We start from the raw sequence: 14,996 nt of genomic DNA, 5'->3' as shown, positions 1-14,996 counted from the left end.
CCCCAATGAACACTATGATTGCCGGTTGCTGTTATTCCAGTTCAGCTTCCAGCGCAGCAAGGCGCTCTTCTACACGGTGGTCGCGGGTCATTTGATCCAGCTTTGCGAGCTTTGCATCGTCACCCATACTTCCTGAGTTTACGACACCCGGTACTCCTGTAGCCGCTTTCATTGCGCGATCAAATGCAGAGTTGGCATTGTCAACGGCTGTATTGAGCTTGTGATCGCTGCCTCCATCTGCGGTTGTGCTTTGCGATGTTGCAGCATTTTTTTGGACAATGTAAGCGTCCAGTTGGTCTGACATTTCGCGCTTGCGGCCCTGAAGGGCGAGGATGGAGTTGTTGAGCTCCTGTTCTTCATCACCAGCATCGGCAATTGTCTTTTCCAGAACTGGAATTTGCGCTTCCAGATCCATCTGGCGAGCAACAGCCGCGCGGGCTAGATCCTTCTCGCCAGCGCGCAGGGCAATGGCGGTTTTCTCGGAGAGTTCTTCGTGTGACTTGTTGGTCTCTGCGAGCCGCTGGCTTGCTACGTGCTTTTTGACGGCTGCTTTGCTAAGAGCGTCGCGGACGTCTTCAACAGCGTTGTCGAGTTCACGAATAGCTTGTTTCATCACCATGTCAGGTGCAGAGCTTTCGACGGCATCAACAATAGAGTTGGCAGTTCCGGAGACTAGACGACCGACGCGAGATAAAAGAGATTCAGACATTGAGTCCTCCAGTATTACTTTGAGTTTAAGCGGTTGCGCAAAAGTTCGGTGGAGCTGCGCATATCATCGACAAGCTCTTTGAAGAGTTCCGGGTTTTGCAGGCGAGGATTCCGTCTCAATCCGGCCTGAAGCACCAGCTCAATGAGCTCAAAAAAATCTTCTGTAACTGCGGCTTCTGCGTCTTTCAGGTCTGTTTCGCCAGCTTTGCCAGCCAGTTCACCCAAAAGAAGCGGAAGGCGATCAGTCAGTAATCGCAGAACGTCTGACTGGCGATCACTCTGGTCGAGCATGTCGCTTGCTGGTTTTACCAGTTTCCGCGCTGCAAATGTGTGCGTGCCATCGCCCAGTGATGCGAAGCTACTTTCCGGTGCGGCTATGAGTGCCCGGATTTTGTCACTTGGCGTTTTGGCTTCCGGAAAGTTCAACCGGGCCAAGCGCTCCGATTCCTCTTGCGTTAATCGCACGCTTAGCGAAATGGATCTTGATGGCATGTAGCACCTTTGCATTACAAATGTAGTTCTAATGTAATTGCAATTTATGATTGTTCAAGAGGGTAAGCTAAAGTTTTTCTGATTTGCAGAAAATGACATTGACTAAAATGCTAGTGTTTAGTTGGTTTTTTGGTGAATGAACTCTGAGGTCTCACAGCAGCTGCCTGGATTGGTCTTCTTCAGGAAGGATGATGTTGGATAAGGTGAGATTTCAAAATGGCGAACTCGCGCGAGGATAGGTGTGATTGCAGCTCGGCAGGTGAACGTGGGACAGGCGAGTTTGGTGATGCTGTTTGGGATGAGCTGGAACGCCTGCATGTGCGCAAGAGTTTGATCCCGGAGGAGGATCACACTGCCTTTGAGCGGATCATGGGTGTTTCTGACATCTTCCCGATCAACTACCTCAGCCGTGGGGTCGCGGCTGCGCGGTCTATCTGCAAGGTTCAGCTTTATCGGGGGGGACGTATTCCGGCAGGGGCCGGGTCTGGCTTTATGGTTGGGCCGAACCTGCTTCTGACCAACAACCATGTGATCCGGTCGCGGCAATCAGCAGCGCAGGCCTCGGCTATCTTTCAATATGAGATGGATGAGGATTTTTCGCTTGGGCGGTCTGCCGAGTTCTCGATCACGGATGAGATCTTCTTTACCAGCGCGAGTAACAATCTGGATTTCAGTTTTGTCTCTGTTGAAGAGGGGAATAAAGAGGCCAGGTCACTCTCTGACTTCGGTTCTTTGAAGTTGTTGCCTCAATCTGGCAAGGCGGTGAAAGGTGAGTCTGTTTCAATCATTCATCATCCCAATGGTGGGTTGAAGAGTCTTTCTCTTCGCAACAGCCAAATCCTGAGCGTTCATGACCACTTCATAACTTACTCAAGTGATACTCTGCCGGGGTCTTCGGGTGCGCCGGTGCTGAATGACCAATGGTTACCAGTGGCTTTGCACCACCGCAGTATTTCTCATCCATCCAACAGAAACCGCTGGATTGCGAACCGCGGTATCCGGATCAGCGCTATTTTGGCCAACCTGAAGCTGCATGCGTCAAAGCGCAACACCGACGCATTGAGGATTACTGAACGTCTTGGTTTGTAATTAAGCAGTAAGATCAGTGCACTAACCAAAGTGTTATGTTGATATACGTAGTTCAAAGTGACTAATGGGCATAACGTATATATCAATCCTCTTTTTTCAGAATGCTGCTAGATAAGCGTCCATAAATAGAAGAATAAATCTACATGATAGATCGATGCAAAGCTCCGGCGTTATAAGCAAAACAATTTTAGGACTTCTGGGAAGCGTACTCTTTGGTGGCGCGGCTGTTGCACAAGTGTGCCCAACCGCAGACACGATGAAAACCGGAATGGTCCTCATAAACAGCAGTATTCCCGTACGTTTGTTTGTTCGACTTGAAGAGGACGGACAGGTTACAGAGCTGCATTTGAATGAGCGATATGTGGTGGTGCGTGACCAGATACATGTTCATGAGAAGGGCTTGTTCCTTTCCTATGAACGAGGGGCTCACATCAATCGGACTTACGTGCCAGATATACCGTTTGCTGAGTTCTTTCCGCTTGAAGTTGGTAAGGTCTGGACAGCATCCATTGATGTGTTCGAGAACGAAGACCTTGTACGCAGGGACGTGCCCTACAAGTTTTCCGTCGGTGAGCCTGACCGCTTGCAGGTTGGCAGTTGCGCCTATGATGTGCTTGATGTGACGCTTGAAACCGTTAGCGCAGAGGGTGAGGATATTGTTACCAAATATGCCTACAGCCCTGAGCTTGGAACCATCCTTAGAGGGGAAGGTAAGCATCTTTGGACATCCGAAAACGATGTGATGCAGTTTGATGAGCTGCGCGTTGTGCGCAACAAGCTGGTGCAATAAGCAAAAGGGGAGACCAAAGCCTCCCCTCTGAAGAAGTTTAAGCCAGCACTTCGCGGCTGATCAGTTCCTTCATGATTTCTGAAGTACCGCCGTAGATGCGCTGGACGCGGGCGTCTACGAAGGCGCGGGAAACGCCGTATTCTCTCATGTAACCGTAGCCGCCGTGGAGCTGGAGGCAGCCGTCTACAACGCGGCCCTGCATTTCTGTTGTGCCGAGTTTAGCCATGCTGACGGTTGTGTTGTCGAGCTTGCCTTCCAGGAACAGGCGGCAGCATTCGTCTACGAACGCGCGGTGGGTGCGGACGTCGGTTGCCATTTCTGCCATTTTGAAGCGGGTGTTCTGAAGGGTAGCAACAGGGCGACCGAAGGCCTGACGTTCTTTTACGTAGTCAGCCGTCATTGCCAGTACGCCTTCGGCACCTGCAACAGCGCCAACAGCGAGGGTAAGCCGTTCGCGTGGGAGCTCGTTCATCATGATGTGGAAGCCAGCATCCATTCTGCCGAGGCAAGCGCTGGCCGGGACGCGAAGGTCTTCGAAGAAGAGCTCAGATGTGTCTGAGGAATGCAGACCGATCTTGTCGAGGTTCTGACCGCGTTTGAAACCTGGGTTGTCTGCCTCAACGAGGAAAAGGCTGGTTCCCTTGGAGCCGGAGACGTCCAGATTTGTGCGAGCAACAACGATCACAACATCTGCATGCTGGCCGTTGGTGATGAAGATTTTGCTGCCGTTGATGATGTAATCATCGCCGTCTTTGCGTGCGATTGTGCGGATGCCCTGAAGGTCAGAACCTGCTGCAGGTTCAGTCATTGCGATGGCGCCGACGCATTCGCCTGTCACCATTTTTGGCAGATACTTTTGCTTCTGCTCTTCACTGCCGTGATTGAGGATATAAGGGGCAACAATATCGGAATGCACGCTGAGAGAAACGCCCAGACCAGAACAGTTGGCGCGGGTGAACTCTTCTATGATGACCATGGAGAACAGGAAGTTGGTGCCGAACCCGCCATATGCTTCCGGGGTGTCTACAGAGAGCAGGCCTTGCTCGCCCATCTTGTTCCAGATGTCACGCGGGAAGATATCTGCCTTCTCCCATTCGTCGTAGTGCGGGAGAATCTCTGCTTCGATGAACCGCTTTACATTATCGCGAAAAAGCTCAAGTTCACCTTTCAGGTCTTCGTCAATCATATCCATCCCTTTGTATTTCAAGCAGAAACGACGCTTTCCCAAATTCATCTCCCAACGGCGATTTAGGGTCGTTTCTTTACGTATACGGCAAGCCTAAGGGAGGTGATCAATCTGCGCAACTGGCGATGAGTATTAGGCGATTGGCATAATTGCTGCCGGTTGTGACTTGACTCTCCAAAATCGACTTATATATTAGAGAAAACTAAATTAGAAAACATACATTTTGATCATGGTATCGCGCATGCCCTGGTCAGTTTCTCCATCAACCGAACTTTCCTCTGCAGGGGAAAGAACGAGTATAAAATATGACTGAGTTTACTCCATATGCCTCGTTAGCCGGAGGCGTTTTAATCGGCTTGTCTACTGTCATCCTGTTGCTCGCCAATGGGCGGATTGCGGGGATTAGCGGTATTTATAGCCGTTTGTTTGAGTCCGGTACGCTTGCCAATGGCAAGTCGGCCTGGGTGCATGGTGAGAAGGGCTGGCAACTGTCGTTTGTTGTTGGGATCGTTCTTGCGCCTCTGCTGCTGATGGCAGGGGGATTTGAGATTGAGCAGGTGTTTACAGGAGACCTGACGCTGATCGCGATTGCAGGGGCTCTTGTTGGCTTTGGCTCGGTGTTTGGAAGCGGATGCACGAGTGGGCATGGTGTTTGTGGTTTGTCGCGCCTGTCTGTTCGGTCACTGGCCGCGACGATCACCTTTATGTCGGTCGGCATTGCTGTTGTGTTCGTCCTTCGCCACGTGGTGGGGGGATAACATGCAACGGATCATCGCTGGTTTTTTGGCTGGCCTGACCTTTGGGGCGGGGCTGGTCGTTGCGGGAATGAGCAATCCTTTGAAGGTGCAAAACTTCCTTGATGTGTTTGGAAATTGGGATCCAAGTCTCGCCTTTGTGATGGGCGGCGCCATTCTGGTGGCCTTTCCGTTTTTCCGTCTGGCGCGCTTTCTACCGCGTCCGTTTGTGGCGGATGACTTTCGGATTCCGACGTTTCAGCAGATCGATAAACGGTTGATTTTTGGGTCAGCTACATTTGGTGCGGGATGGGGATTAATCGGTCTGTGTCCGGGTCCTGCACTGGTTTCAGTTTCATTGCTGTCGCCTCAGGCGATTGTGTTTGTTTTATGCATGACGGCGGGGATGCTGGTCGCGAGACTGGTTGCCAGCCTCTCAATGCGAAGAGCGTTGAAAGAGGCCTGATCTGTCATGTGTTTCATTGATAAATCATGGATTTAGGTGGGAGAAGGTTATGAGCAGCTATCCTGTGCAGATGGATCAGAAAGTGGAGATCAAGGATTTCTTTGATCCGGTGTCGAACACCATCACTTATGTGGTGACAGACCCGGAAACAAAGGCATGTGCGGTCATCGACAGTGTGATGGATATCGACTATCCGGCAGGGCGCATCAGCTTTGAGCATGCCGATGAAATCATTGCGTACATCCGCGAAAATGATCTGAAGCTGGAATGGCTGCTCGAAACCCATGTGCATGCTGACCACCTGTCTGCTGCGCCGTATATTCAGCAGAAGCTGGGCGGCAAGATTGGTATTGGTGAGCAGGTGACAGTTGTTCAGGGTGTGTTTGGTAAGGTGTTTAATGCAGGCACCGAGTTTGCACGCGATGGCAGCCAGTTTGATAAGCTGTTTCAGGACGGGGATACCTATCAGATCGGGAAGCTGAAGTGCTTTGCGATGCATACGCCGGGGCATACGCCAGCGTGCATGGTGCATGTGATTGGTGATGCGGCGTTTGTGGGGGATACGTTGTTTATGCCGGATAGCGGCACTGCGCGGGCTGACTTCCCGGGGGGAGATGCGTCCGTGCTGTATGCTTCCATCCATAAGGTGTTGAGTTTGCCTGACGAAATGCGTTTGTTCATGTGCCATGACTATGGTGCGAATGGACGTGAGATCTTGTTTGAAACAACCGTTGCTGCTGAGAAAGCAGAGAACATTCACGTAGGTAATAGTACTAGTCGTGAAAAGTTCGTCGAAATGCGCGAAGCTCGGGATGCAACGCTTGATGTGCCTAACCTAATTGTGCCGAGCATTCAGGTGAATATGAGAGCCGGTCGTTTGCCTGAGGCAGAAAACGAAACCGGTCAAACCTATTTGAAAGTGCCAGTCAATGTTCTCTAATCTACTTCAGAAAATTTCAGGCGGTGGTGGTGGCCAGCTGCGTGCGCGTCAACTTACCGAGGATTATTGGCTTGCCGGGCAGCTCTATCCTGAGGACATGGAGAAGGCACGTGAGCAGGGTTTCCGGTCTATCGTCTGTAACCGACCGGATGATGAAGCGCCGAACCAGCCGACTTATCTGGAGGTTTCTGGAGCAGCTGAAGAGCAGGGTCTGGAGCACATTTACATTCCAATCGGACCGGGGACAGATTTTGCTGAAGCAGGTCAAGAACTGATTGATTTTCTTGCGGAAGCGCCTAGGCCTGTTTTGGCGTATTGCCGGAGTGGGAATCGATCTACCATGTTGTGGCGCTCTATCAATATGTAAGCGTTGCCAAACAGTTAGATTTTATGATGCCAGTGAGGGAGACCTTGCTGGCATTTTTCGTTTGTGGGTGGGTTTTAGGTTGTTGAGAGGGGATAAACCTCAGACGTTGAGGGCGATGACGCCCAGTGCGATGAGCGTGATGATGGTGGCTGTGATGCGCACGCCGAGGTAGTTTCGCGATGTGATTTCCAGATTTTGCAAATAGAAATCCACAAACAGCATGCCCGAGAAGAGGATGATAAGTCCGAGAATGAAGATGATCGGAGCGGTAAACAGGAACAGGCACCAGCCGGACAGTGCGACAAAGTTGCTCCATAACAGCAGCCATGCACGCCTTGGGTGAGGAGCGATGAAGAACATGCCCCATTGGCTTCCCGCCATGAAGGAGAGGATGACAAGGGCATATAAACTGACTGCTATGACAGTTGCGCCCACCAGTGGCAGAAATGAGTAACCCACTGATAAACCTATGGCTCCGGCGATAAACGGAATGGTTCCGGCCAGAGCAAGACACGCGTAGAGCAGGGGCAGTTCTCGGTTCATCAGGTTTCAGTCCAGCTCATTTCTACTCCTGATAAAGGCTAGCGGCTAAGGCTGAAGGTAGTCCTGATACGAAGTTGCTCTTTTGAATGAACTGCTCAATACCTTAAGGGCACAACCAGACGGTCATAACCAGCGAAGGTGCCCGACATGCAGCAAGAGATACTCACCACAGCCCGAATGATTGCAGAGGAGGCTGGTGCTTATGCTCTTGAGGTCTTTCATGACCGCGACAAGCTGCAGATTGGCAGCAAAGGCTTGTTGGATTACGTGAGTGAAGCGGACTGTGAAGTTGAGCGGCGCATCAAGCAGGCGTTAAGCGAAGCCTTCCCTGAGCATGGTTTCAAGGGGGAAGAAACGGGCGGCGAGCTGACACCGCCGTGCTGGGTTATTGACCCGATTGATGGGACGACTAACTACCTTTACGGGCGGCCAGACTTTTGTATTTCCATGGCTTTTGTTGATGAGCAAGGACCCGCAGTTGCTGTTGTCCATGCGCCTTTTCACCGCCGGACGATTTATGCGACGCGGGGGATAGGGGCGTTTGAGGATGGCAAGAGATTGCGACCCAGACAGGCCTGTGACCATGAGCTGGTGGTGAACCTGTGCTTTAACTACAAGCAGGAGAATAACCTCGATTTCCTCAACAAGGTCAATCGGCTGGTGTCAGAGCAGCATCAAATCCGTATTTGCGGGTCTGCAGCATGGGCGTTGTGTCAGGCGGCGACGGGACAGGTGGATGGCGCCTACAATGGCTGCGTGAACAGCTGGGATGTGCTGGGCGGCCAACTCATTTGCGCTGAGGCGGGTCTTGAAGTTGCGCCTTACGTTTATGAACAGGGTAGCGTCTACGCTTACCCGAAGGGCTCTGTGCTTTCAGATATTCTGGTTCCCTACCTTTAGGCGAGGGCCTCTGGAGCGGGGATATCTGCTTTGCGTTAATTTGTGCGTTCGTTTGCGTTGGATGTGTTTTTTCTACGTTGCTCGGGGCTGATGGTCCCACGGTAGGCGGGCAGCCTGTTTTGCTGACCACCCGAAAAGTTATTCCCCCCAATGCCCGGTACGCTAGGTTGGTTTGAGTGCTGCTTTCCGGCGATGTTCTTTTTGCATCATGTACAGGGCGGAGAAGATGATGACCGCTGCACCGATGAGGGTGAAGGTGTCTGGCAGCTCGGAGAAGAGCACAAGGCCGAGCAGGGCGGCGTAGATCAGTGAGATGTATTCCACACTGCCGACCACGCTGGCTTCTTCCAGTCTGAGGGCTTTGATGCCGACCCATTGGCCCAGAGTGGCGATGAGGGCCATGATGGTGAGGAGCAATAGACCGAACAGGTCTGGGGTCTTCCAAAGCCAGAACATGGGTACACCTGCCATGAGGCCGACGAAGACTGCCTGATACCCGAGCAGCGTTGCGGTGCTCTCTGTTTGAGAGAGCTTGCGGACGCAGACTACAGCAACAGCTGCTCCAAGGGCTCCTGCCAGTGGGATGAGCGTGTAGAGGCTGGCAAAGCCGTCAAAGCCGGGGCGGATGACGATCAATACGCCGACGAAGCCAAGGATGATGCCGGTGACGCGTGTTCTTGTTGTTGACTCACCCAAAAACAGGGAAGCAAGGATGGCAACAAAGAAGACCTTGGCAAAGGCAAGCGTGGTTGCTGTTGTGAGCGGGAGGAGCGCAACAGCCCAGATGCCTGTTGAGAGCGCGACGAAAGCGCCTGTCAGACGCAATGCATGAGGAAGCGGATGCTTGGTTTTGAAACCATGGGGGAAGGTTTTTATGAGCACGGGCAAGGCAGAGGCAAAGACAAAGCATTGACGGAAGAAGAGGATCTGCAGCACGTGATATTCTGTCGTTGCGACTTTGGCCAAGGCGGAGGTGAGCGTGAACAACGCCGTAGCCAAAAGGGCCGAGAGGACCCCTTTGAGATTGTTTGACATGAGGGAATAACCGAGATATTTTGAATGGTAACTTGGTACCATGTTACCAGATTCGTTTGTGGTGTAAACCACTCGATGCGCGAGAGGCAGACATGACACGACGTAAGATTGAACGGGTGCAGACCGGAGTGCGACTTGAAAAACGAGTGCTGAAGGTGCTCAAAGCCGTGGCGGCTCATCATGAGATGGGGCTGGGGGATCTGGTTGAAGGCATCGTGCTGCACAGCTTTGAAGGCAAGGCGCCTTTTGGTCCGGAGACGCTGGCCTTTATCGCAAATATGCGCGAGGCCTATGGGCTGGATCTGACTGCAGAAGACAGCCACAAGCTGATTGAGGCGGAAGAGTAGAGCGCTTTGCTTTGGGGAGGTCGCGGTACTCGGGAGGTGCCTCAATGCGACCTGTGCCGAATGGAATGCAGCATGCTCCCAGACTGACCGGGAGCATGCAGATCGTGGTGGTTACTTGTTCAGGAACGGGCGTAGTTTGCCGGTTAGCTCTTCTGGGTTGTTGAAGTGCGGGAAGTGGGCGGCTTCTTCTATGCGTTCCAGTTTTGCGTTCGGGATCGCGTCCTCATAGATTTCAGAGACTGCGAGTGGCTGGAAGTCTTTGTCGCCATGGATGATCAGCGTGTCAGCTGTGATGTTGCCCATATGCTTGCTCCAGTCATGGCGTCTGCCAAGGCCGAAGAACTGAGCGCGGGTGTACCAACTGCCGAAGAGATCCTGTGAGATGGGCGGGGCACCTTTGATGGTGTCACCTGTGGCCTTGATGAAGTATGGCAGGAAGTCTGCATCCAGCTGTTGCAGGCTGGCTTCATCTTCTTTGAAGACCTGACCGAGATCCAGATAACGGCGCTGCCATTTGTCGTAGGCTTTGTGATCCCGCTCTGGCAGGAGCTCGCGAACGTTCTCAAACAGGCCTTTGTTGCCAGAGGGGAAGACGAGCAGGTCTGCCGGATTGAGCAAGACGAGCTTATCGACATTCTCAGGGAACTCGGCGGCATAGAGGGAGGCGAGCAGGGCGCCGTAGGAGTGGCCCATGAGGATGAGCTTGTCATCGCCTAGCAGTTTGCGGATGCGTTCAATATCTGCTAGTTGCTGAGAGATGCCGAGGGTGCTTTCCAGCAGCTGGATCTTTGTCCATGTGCTGTCTTCTGCCGGGAAGCGGTCGAAGGGGCGTGTGGAGCGGCCTACACCGCGCTGGTCGTAGTAGTTGACGCGGTACTCGTCTGAGAGCAGGTCAAAACCCGGAGCGCTTGCCATGGTTGGAATGCCGGGTCCACCATGGATGAAGAGGATGTTGCGGCCTTCGCCGGTTGAGAAGTGTTTCAGCTTCACATCTGGTGCGACTTCCCAGAAGTCGTCTGAGATGCCGACGGGCGTCAGGTCTGTGCGCTGGGCAACGGTGCCCGGCTTGAACATGGGTTGTTGCATCATCCACCAGACAACAGCGCCACCGATAGCAAACAGCAAGCCAACCAGAACAACGAGTAACAGAAGCATCTTTTTGCCACTTACCCTCATAAAATCACTCCTTCATTGCAGCGGAGCCCAATGAATCATATGTGCACCCATCCGGTCTATAGCGAAGAGAACGTGCACGCTCAAATTTGTAGTATCAGGACTGTACTCAATTGAATTTGCACGTGCTTCGCAATTCTTGCGGAATTTGGCTCATGAATGGGTTTTGTAGCTTTTGTTCCGAAATCAGACTTTGTCTGACATATTCATGCGCCAGTCGCGTTTGGAATGACCTGAAATTACATTTTCTTGCGCTTGCCTACGAAAAATCTCGTATTTCGCTTGCGATCTCTGGTTGAAGCGTGTTTTCTAATTCGCGTGAATATTTCTTGTTCACTTCATTACATCAGTCGAGCGTCCTTTTTGATTTTTCGGTGACTGCTCAGACTTCTCATAGTGTTTGGGGCAGACGATTTTATGGCGCTTCTACGCCGTAGAGTATCCTGTCTCTCGTATATTTCCCGGGGGGGCTATGACGCTTCTATCTTCCATTACTAAATTGGCGACAGCTGCAGCTATTGTTGGCGGCGCGGCGCTGTTTTCTGGTCAGGCTTTGGCGCAGGACCTTAAGTTCTTTACCATTGGCACAGGCGGTACAGCTTACACCTACTACCCGGTTGGCGGCATGATCGCCAATGCGATCTCCAATCCTCCGGGCTCTCGTGCCTGTGATGCTGGTGGGTCTTGCGGTGTACCGGGTCTGATTGCTTCTGCTGTTTCTTCCCGTGGTTCCGTTGATAACGTGAATGCGATCAATTCCGGTCTGCGTAACTCTGGTTTCGCACAGTCTGACGTTGCTTACTGGGCGTTTTCCGGTACCGGCACCATGGAAGGTAAGGAGCCGATGAAGGATCTGCGCTCCATCGCAGCGTTGTTCCCAGAGCATATTCATTTGATTGCAAAAGCTGACAGCGGCATCAACTCTGTTGCTGACCTGAAGGGCAAGCGCGTGTCTTTGGATGAACCGGGTTCTGGCACATACACGGATGCGAACCTGATCCTTGCTGCTTATGGCCTTTCCACCTCTGACATCACTGCTGAAGCGCTGAAGGGTTCTGCTGCGGCGGAAGCACTGCGCAACGGCAAGGTTGATGCGTTCTTTGTGGTTGCTGGTTTCCCAACCGGTGCTGTGGTTGAGCTGGCGTCTGCTGAAGACATCAAGATCGTTCCGATCACAGGTCCGGAAGCTGAAAGTCTGGTTGAGAAGTACGGCTTCTTTGCAAGCTCAGACATTCCATCTGGTGCCTACCAAGGTGTTGATGCAACAACCACTTTGACCGTTGGTGCGCAGTGGATCACCAGCGCGAAAGAAGACGACGAGCTGATCTATAACATCACCAAAGCGATGTGGAACGACAAGACCCGCAAGCTGCTGGATGTTGGCCATTCCAAAGGCAAAACCATCACCATGGAAACTGCAACGGATGGTCTTGGTGTGCCGCTGCATCCGGGTGCCGAGCGTTTCTACAAAGAAGCTGGCCTGATCAAGTAGAGTCTGGTTACCTTTGATGATTTTGCGGTGCCCGGTAGACATCTGCCGGGCGCTGCTGTTTTCAATCTAAATGAAACGCAGGGCTGATGTCTCAGGATACGACAGATCAATCCCTTGAGGATCTGGAACGGAAATACGATCCAGACCTCACATTCAGAGCGGCTGGTCCGGTGCTTGCTGTTGTTATAACAGCAGCACTTGTTGCCATGTCGCTCTATCATTATTACGCGTCCGGCTTTGGGCTTATTCGAGAGCTTGTCCATCGCGGCATTCACCTCTCGTTTGTGCTGGGGCTGGTGTTTGTTCTTTTCAGTTTCATCAAGAGCACGAGCAGTCAGCCTGCACCTTCCACATGGTGGCGCCCGAGTGGAGTGCACCTGTGGGATATCGTGCTGGCGGTGATGGCTGTGGCAGCGGCAATGTATTTGCCATTGTTGCCAGCTGAGGCGGTTGCCTCCCGTGTTGGGGCTCCTGCGCCGATTGATGTGTTTATGGGCACCGTGTTGCTGATGCTGGTGCTGGAAGCAGCGCGCCGGTCCGTCGGACCAACGCTGCCGCTGATTGCGTTGATCTTCGTTGGCTATGCCGTGTTTGGCATGTACGCACCGGGCGCTCTGCGGCACCCGGGCGCGAGCTGGACGGGGCTGATCAATCACCTTTACATGACGAACCAGGGCATTTACGGCATCGCCATTGGGGTGGTTGCCAAGTATGTGTTCCTGTTTGTTTTGTTTGGTGTTTTAGCTACGCGCATTGGCCTTGGGCAGTTGTTTATCGATCTGGCCTCTGTGATTGCCGGACGCTATGCAGGCGGGCCTGCGAAGGTTGCGATCTTCTCCTCTGCCATGCTGGGCACGATTTCCGGCAGTTCCATTGCCAACACGGTGACGACAGGCTCGCTCACCATTCCAGCGATGAAAAAGGTTGGTTATCCGCCACACTTTGCGGGGGCTGTTGAAGCGACGGCATCAACGGGCGGGCAGATTACGCCGCCGATTATGGGGGCTGCTGCCTTCATCATGGTGGAGTTTTTAGAGATCCCGTACCGTGAGGTGCTGCTTGCGGCGATGTTCCCGGCAATGCTGCATTACTTCGGCATCTTTGTGATGGTGCATCTGGAAGCCAAACGCCTTGGTTTGCGCGGCCTTACCAAGGATGAGCTGCCGAAAGCGTTGGTGGTGATGAAGCAGCACTGGCTCTCCGTCATCCCGCTGGGCATTCTGGTTTACCTGATCATCTCCGGTAAAACGCCCGACTTTGCAGCGGTTTGGGGGATTACTGCTTGTGTGGTTGTTGGGATTTTAAACCCGCATAACCGGATGGGTCTCAAAGACCTGATTGAGTCCCTGGCGACAGGGGCCAAGTACTCGCTGGCTGTTGGGGCTGCTGCTGCAGCTGTTGGCATCATTGTTGGCGTGGTGACGCTGACGGGAACGGGCTTCCGGCTTTCGTTTGTGGTGACACAGGCTGCTTCTGATCTGGGCGGGTTTATTGCGTCCGGTATGCTTGCAGAGTATGTGACGCAGAATGGGCTGACGCTGTTCTTCACCCTGTTGTTTACGGCAGTTGCCTGCATCATCATGGGCGCGGGTATTCCGACAACGGCGACCTATATCATTCTGGTTTCCATTGCTGCACCTGCGCTTGCCTTGCTGGGCGTTCAGCCGCTGGTGGCGCACTTCTTCGTGTTCTACTACGGCGTACTTGCAGACATTACGCCGCCTGTGGCGCTGGCTGCTTATGCCGGGGCTGGGATTGCTGGTGCGAACCCGTTCAAGACCGGCAACACGGCGTTCCGTCTTGGTATCGCAAAGGCGCTGGTGCCGTTTGTGTTCGTTTACTCTCCTGCACTGCTGTTGGTGACGCCGGAGTTCACCTGGTACGACCTGAGCGTAACTCTGGCGGGTGCCATGTGTGGCATTGGTCTGCTGGGTGTGGCGTTCTCTGGCTACATGCTGGCGGGGCTGAATAAGCTGGAGCGGTATTGGACGGCCTTTGCGGCGATGTTCTTCGTTGCGCCGGGCTTGCAAACCATGGCAATCGGTGGAGTGTTGATGCTGCCTGTTGTGGTGCGGCAGGTGATGGCACGTAAGAACCAACAGCTGATGACGCAAGACGCTTAGCGGCGATGTTTTATGAGTGAGATAGCCCCGCCGGATGAGAATGTTCGGCGGGGTTTTTATTGGAGAAGGTTTGATTGATTGTGACTGACACTAAGAGTTTGCTTGGCATGAAGCTTCCGGCGCTGAAACTGCGGACAACCAATGCTGAGATGATTGATTTGTCAGCGTTACAGGGCCGCACTGTTGTCTATGCCTATCCCAGAACGAGCCCTCCGAATGAAGGGCCAATTGAAGGGTGGGATCTCATTCCCGGAGCTCGTGGATGTACGCCTCAATCCTGTGCATTCCGGGATCACTTTGGTGAGTTAAAAGCTGCCGGGGCAAAAGCGGTGTTTGGGCTTTCTACTCAGTCGACAGCGTTTCAGGCTGAAGCCGCTGAGCGTCTGCATTTGCCGTTTGCTTTGCTTTCTGATGAGAAACTGGAACTGACGAAGGCGATGGAGCTGCCGACTTTTGAGGCTGGTGGCATGGTTCTGCTGAAAAGGCTCACCATGATCATCAAGGATGGTGTGGTGGAACACGTTATGTATCCGGTGAATGATCCGGCGCAGAATGCTGAGGATGTGATTGCGTATTTGAAGCAATCGTAGTGAATGTGACAACCCCCGCCA

17 protein-coding genes are annotated in these 14,996 nt (G+C 52.9%); 11 read left to right on the top strand and 6 right to left on the bottom strand.

Features of this window, described 5'->3' with window-relative positions; translation table 11 throughout:
• Positions 1 to 31: 31 nt before the first annotated feature.
• Positions 32 to 709: a PspA/IM30 family protein gene (locus PsAD13_RS23355; protein ID WP_063319604.1), complete on the bottom strand. Its 678-nt coding sequence runs from the start codon at positions 707 to 709 to the stop codon at positions 32 to 34.
• 14 nt (positions 710 to 723) lie between these two features.
• Positions 724 to 1,143, bottom strand: a complete 420-nt coding sequence (locus PsAD13_RS23350) for a hypothetical protein (RefSeq protein ID WP_208980616.1) — start codon at positions 1,141 to 1,143, stop codon at positions 724 to 726.
• 273 nt (positions 1,144 to 1,416) lie between these two features.
• On the opposite strand from PsAD13_RS23350, the gene PsAD13_RS23345 reads away from it, so the two are divergent.
• Together PsAD13_RS23345 and PsAD13_RS23340 are read left to right on the top strand one after the other, a co-directional pair.
• Entirely contained in the window at positions 1,417 to 2,289 is an 873-nt protein-coding gene (locus PsAD13_RS23345) for a serine protease (protein WP_063319603.1), read from the top strand.
• A 154-nt stretch (positions 2,290 to 2,443) separates the two neighbouring features.
• A complete protein-coding gene (locus tag PsAD13_RS23340) occupies positions 2,444 to 3,079 on the top strand; it encodes a hypothetical protein (protein WP_063319602.1) in 636 nt (211 codons plus the stop codon).
• Between the two features lie 37 nt (positions 3,080 to 3,116).
• On the opposite strand, the gene PsAD13_RS23335 is transcribed toward PsAD13_RS23340, so the two are convergent.
• Positions 3,117 to 4,265, bottom strand: a complete 1,149-nt coding sequence (locus tag PsAD13_RS23335) for an acyl-CoA dehydrogenase family protein (RefSeq protein ID WP_063303218.1) — start codon at positions 4,263 to 4,265, stop codon at positions 3,117 to 3,119.
• 305 nt (positions 4,266 to 4,570) lie between these two features.
• Between PsAD13_RS23335 and PsAD13_RS23330 the strand changes: the two genes are divergently transcribed.
• The 4 genes from PsAD13_RS23330 to PsAD13_RS23315 are packed head-to-tail and all read left to right on the top strand — an operon-like array spanning position 4,571 to position 6,772.
• Positions 4,571 to 5,023, top strand: a complete 453-nt coding sequence (locus tag PsAD13_RS23330; RefSeq protein WP_063303144.1) for a YeeE/YedE thiosulfate transporter family protein — start codon at positions 4,571 to 4,573, stop codon at positions 5,021 to 5,023.
• A 1-nt stretch (position 5,024) separates the two neighbouring features.
• Positions 5,025 to 5,465: a DUF6691 family protein gene (locus PsAD13_RS23325; protein WP_063294071.1), complete on the top strand. Its 441-nt coding sequence runs from the start codon at positions 5,025 to 5,027 to the stop codon at positions 5,463 to 5,465.
• 49 nt (positions 5,466 to 5,514) lie between these two features.
• Positions 5,515 to 6,405 carry an MBL fold metallo-hydrolase gene (locus tag PsAD13_RS23320; RefSeq protein WP_084404800.1) on the top strand — a complete coding sequence of 297 codons (891 nt, stop codon included), beginning with the start codon at positions 5,515 to 5,517 and terminating at the stop codon, positions 6,403 to 6,405.
• Entirely contained in the window at positions 6,395 to 6,772 is a 378-nt protein-coding gene (locus tag PsAD13_RS23315) for a sulfur transferase domain-containing protein (RefSeq protein ID WP_063319601.1), read from the top strand. Before PsAD13_RS23320 ends, PsAD13_RS23315 begins: the two co-directional genes overlap by 11 nt.
• Positions 6,773 to 6,871: 99 nt before the next feature.
• On the opposite strand, the gene PsAD13_RS23310 is transcribed toward PsAD13_RS23315, so the two are convergent.
• Complete coding sequence (locus tag PsAD13_RS23310; RefSeq protein ID WP_082826966.1) at positions 6,872 to 7,315, bottom strand: DUF3429 domain-containing protein; 444 nt, start codon at positions 7,313 to 7,315, stop codon at positions 6,872 to 6,874.
• A 147-nt stretch (positions 7,316 to 7,462) separates the two neighbouring features.
• Here PsAD13_RS23310 and PsAD13_RS23305 point away from each other — a divergent pair, with 147 nt between their 5' ends.
• Complete coding sequence (locus tag PsAD13_RS23305; protein WP_063319600.1) at positions 7,463 to 8,215, top strand: inositol monophosphatase; 753 nt, start codon at positions 7,463 to 7,465, stop codon at positions 8,213 to 8,215.
• A 162-nt stretch (positions 8,216 to 8,377) separates the two neighbouring features.
• On the opposite strand, the gene PsAD13_RS23300 is transcribed toward PsAD13_RS23305, so the two are convergent.
• A complete protein-coding gene (locus tag PsAD13_RS23300) occupies positions 8,378 to 9,250 on the bottom strand; it encodes a DMT family transporter (protein WP_063319599.1) in 873 nt (290 codons plus the stop codon).
• A 92-nt stretch (positions 9,251 to 9,342) separates the two neighbouring features.
• Here PsAD13_RS23300 and PsAD13_RS23295 point away from each other — a divergent pair, with 92 nt between their 5' ends.
• Positions 9,343 to 9,597, top strand: coding sequence for a hypothetical protein (locus tag PsAD13_RS23295; protein WP_063298407.1), 255 nt, complete (start codon positions 9,343 to 9,345; stop codon positions 9,595 to 9,597).
• 111 nt (positions 9,598 to 9,708) lie between these two features.
• Here PsAD13_RS23295 and PsAD13_RS23290 read toward each other — a convergent pair whose 3' ends face one another.
• Positions 9,709 to 10,752 (bottom strand): alpha/beta hydrolase, encoded by a 1,044-nt coding sequence (locus tag PsAD13_RS23290; protein ID WP_208986892.1) that lies wholly within the window; start codon positions 10,750 to 10,752, stop codon positions 9,709 to 9,711.
• A 490-nt stretch (positions 10,753 to 11,242) separates the two neighbouring features.
• Between PsAD13_RS23290 and PsAD13_RS23285 the strand changes: the two genes are divergently transcribed.
• The 3 genes from PsAD13_RS23285 (at position 11,243) to PsAD13_RS23275 (ending at position 14,975) form a co-directional block, all read left to right on the top strand.
• Positions 11,243 to 12,262, top strand: a complete 1,020-nt coding sequence (locus PsAD13_RS23285; RefSeq protein WP_057461241.1) for a TAXI family TRAP transporter solute-binding subunit — start codon at positions 11,243 to 11,245, stop codon at positions 12,260 to 12,262.
• Between the two features lie 86 nt (positions 12,263 to 12,348).
• On the top strand, positions 12,349 to 14,385 hold the full coding sequence (locus PsAD13_RS23280) for a TRAP transporter permease (RefSeq protein ID WP_063319597.1): 2,037 nt from the start codon (positions 12,349 to 12,351) through the stop codon (positions 14,383 to 14,385).
• A gap of 107 nt (positions 14,386 to 14,492) precedes the next feature.
• Positions 14,493 to 14,975 carry a peroxiredoxin gene (locus PsAD13_RS23275; RefSeq protein WP_084404803.1) on the top strand — a complete coding sequence of 161 codons (483 nt, stop codon included), beginning with the start codon at positions 14,493 to 14,495 and terminating at the stop codon, positions 14,973 to 14,975.
• Positions 14,976 to 14,996: the final 21 nt, after the last annotated feature.

This window comes from Pseudovibrio sp. Ad13, assembly GCF_001623225.1.
Lineage (GTDB): Bacteria > Pseudomonadota > Alphaproteobacteria > Rhizobiales > Stappiaceae > Pseudovibrio.
This window is presented reverse-complemented; position numbering and strand designations above follow the sequence as displayed.

Excerpts from the sequence above, each read along its gene's own strand:
- PsAD13_RS23320 (WP_084404800.1), top strand. The coding sequence starts at position 5,515 with ATGAGCAGCTATCCTGTGCAGATGGATCAGAAAGTGGAGATCAAGGAT.
- PsAD13_RS23310 (WP_082826966.1), bottom strand. The coding sequence starts at position 7,315 with ATGAACCGAGAACTGCCCCTGCTCTACGCGTGTCTTGCTCTGGCCGGA.
- PsAD13_RS23300 (WP_063319599.1), bottom strand. The coding sequence starts at position 9,250 with ATGTCAAACAATCTCAAAGGGGTCCTCTCGGCCCTTTTGGCTACGGCG.
- PsAD13_RS23340 (WP_063319602.1), top strand. The coding sequence starts at position 2,444 with ATGCAAAGCTCCGGCGTTATAAGCAAAACAATTTTAGGACTTCTGGGA.
- PsAD13_RS23330 (WP_063303144.1), top strand. The coding sequence starts at position 4,571 with ATGACTGAGTTTACTCCATATGCCTCGTTAGCCGGAGGCGTTTTAATC.
- PsAD13_RS23305 (WP_063319600.1), top strand. The coding sequence starts at position 7,463 with ATGCAGCAAGAGATACTCACCACAGCCCGAATGATTGCAGAGGAGGCT.
- PsAD13_RS23285 (WP_057461241.1), top strand. The coding sequence starts at position 11,243 with ATGACGCTTCTATCTTCCATTACTAAATTGGCGACAGCTGCAGCTATT.
- PsAD13_RS23290 (WP_208986892.1), bottom strand. The coding sequence starts at position 10,752 with ATGCTTCTGTTACTCGTTGTTCTGGTTGGCTTGCTGTTTGCTATCGGT.
- PsAD13_RS23275 (WP_084404803.1), top strand. The coding sequence starts at position 14,493 with ATGAAGCTTCCGGCGCTGAAACTGCGGACAACCAATGCTGAGATGATT.
- PsAD13_RS23345 (WP_063319603.1), top strand. The coding sequence starts at position 1,417 with ATGGCGAACTCGCGCGAGGATAGGTGTGATTGCAGCTCGGCAGGTGAA.
- PsAD13_RS23325 (WP_063294071.1), top strand. The coding sequence starts at position 5,025 with ATGCAACGGATCATCGCTGGTTTTTTGGCTGGCCTGACCTTTGGGGCG.
- PsAD13_RS23315 (WP_063319601.1), top strand. The coding sequence starts at position 6,395 with ATGTTCTCTAATCTACTTCAGAAAATTTCAGGCGGTGGTGGTGGCCAG.
- PsAD13_RS23280 (WP_063319597.1), top strand. The coding sequence starts at position 12,349 with ATGTCTCAGGATACGACAGATCAATCCCTTGAGGATCTGGAACGGAAA.
- PsAD13_RS23355 (WP_063319604.1), bottom strand. The coding sequence starts at position 709 with ATGTCTGAATCTCTTTTATCTCGCGTCGGTCGTCTAGTCTCCGGAACT.
- PsAD13_RS23335 (WP_063303218.1), bottom strand. The coding sequence starts at position 4,265 with ATGATTGACGAAGACCTGAAAGGTGAACTTGAGCTTTTTCGCGATAAT.
- PsAD13_RS23295 (WP_063298407.1), top strand. The coding sequence starts at position 9,343 with ATGACACGACGTAAGATTGAACGGGTGCAGACCGGAGTGCGACTTGAA.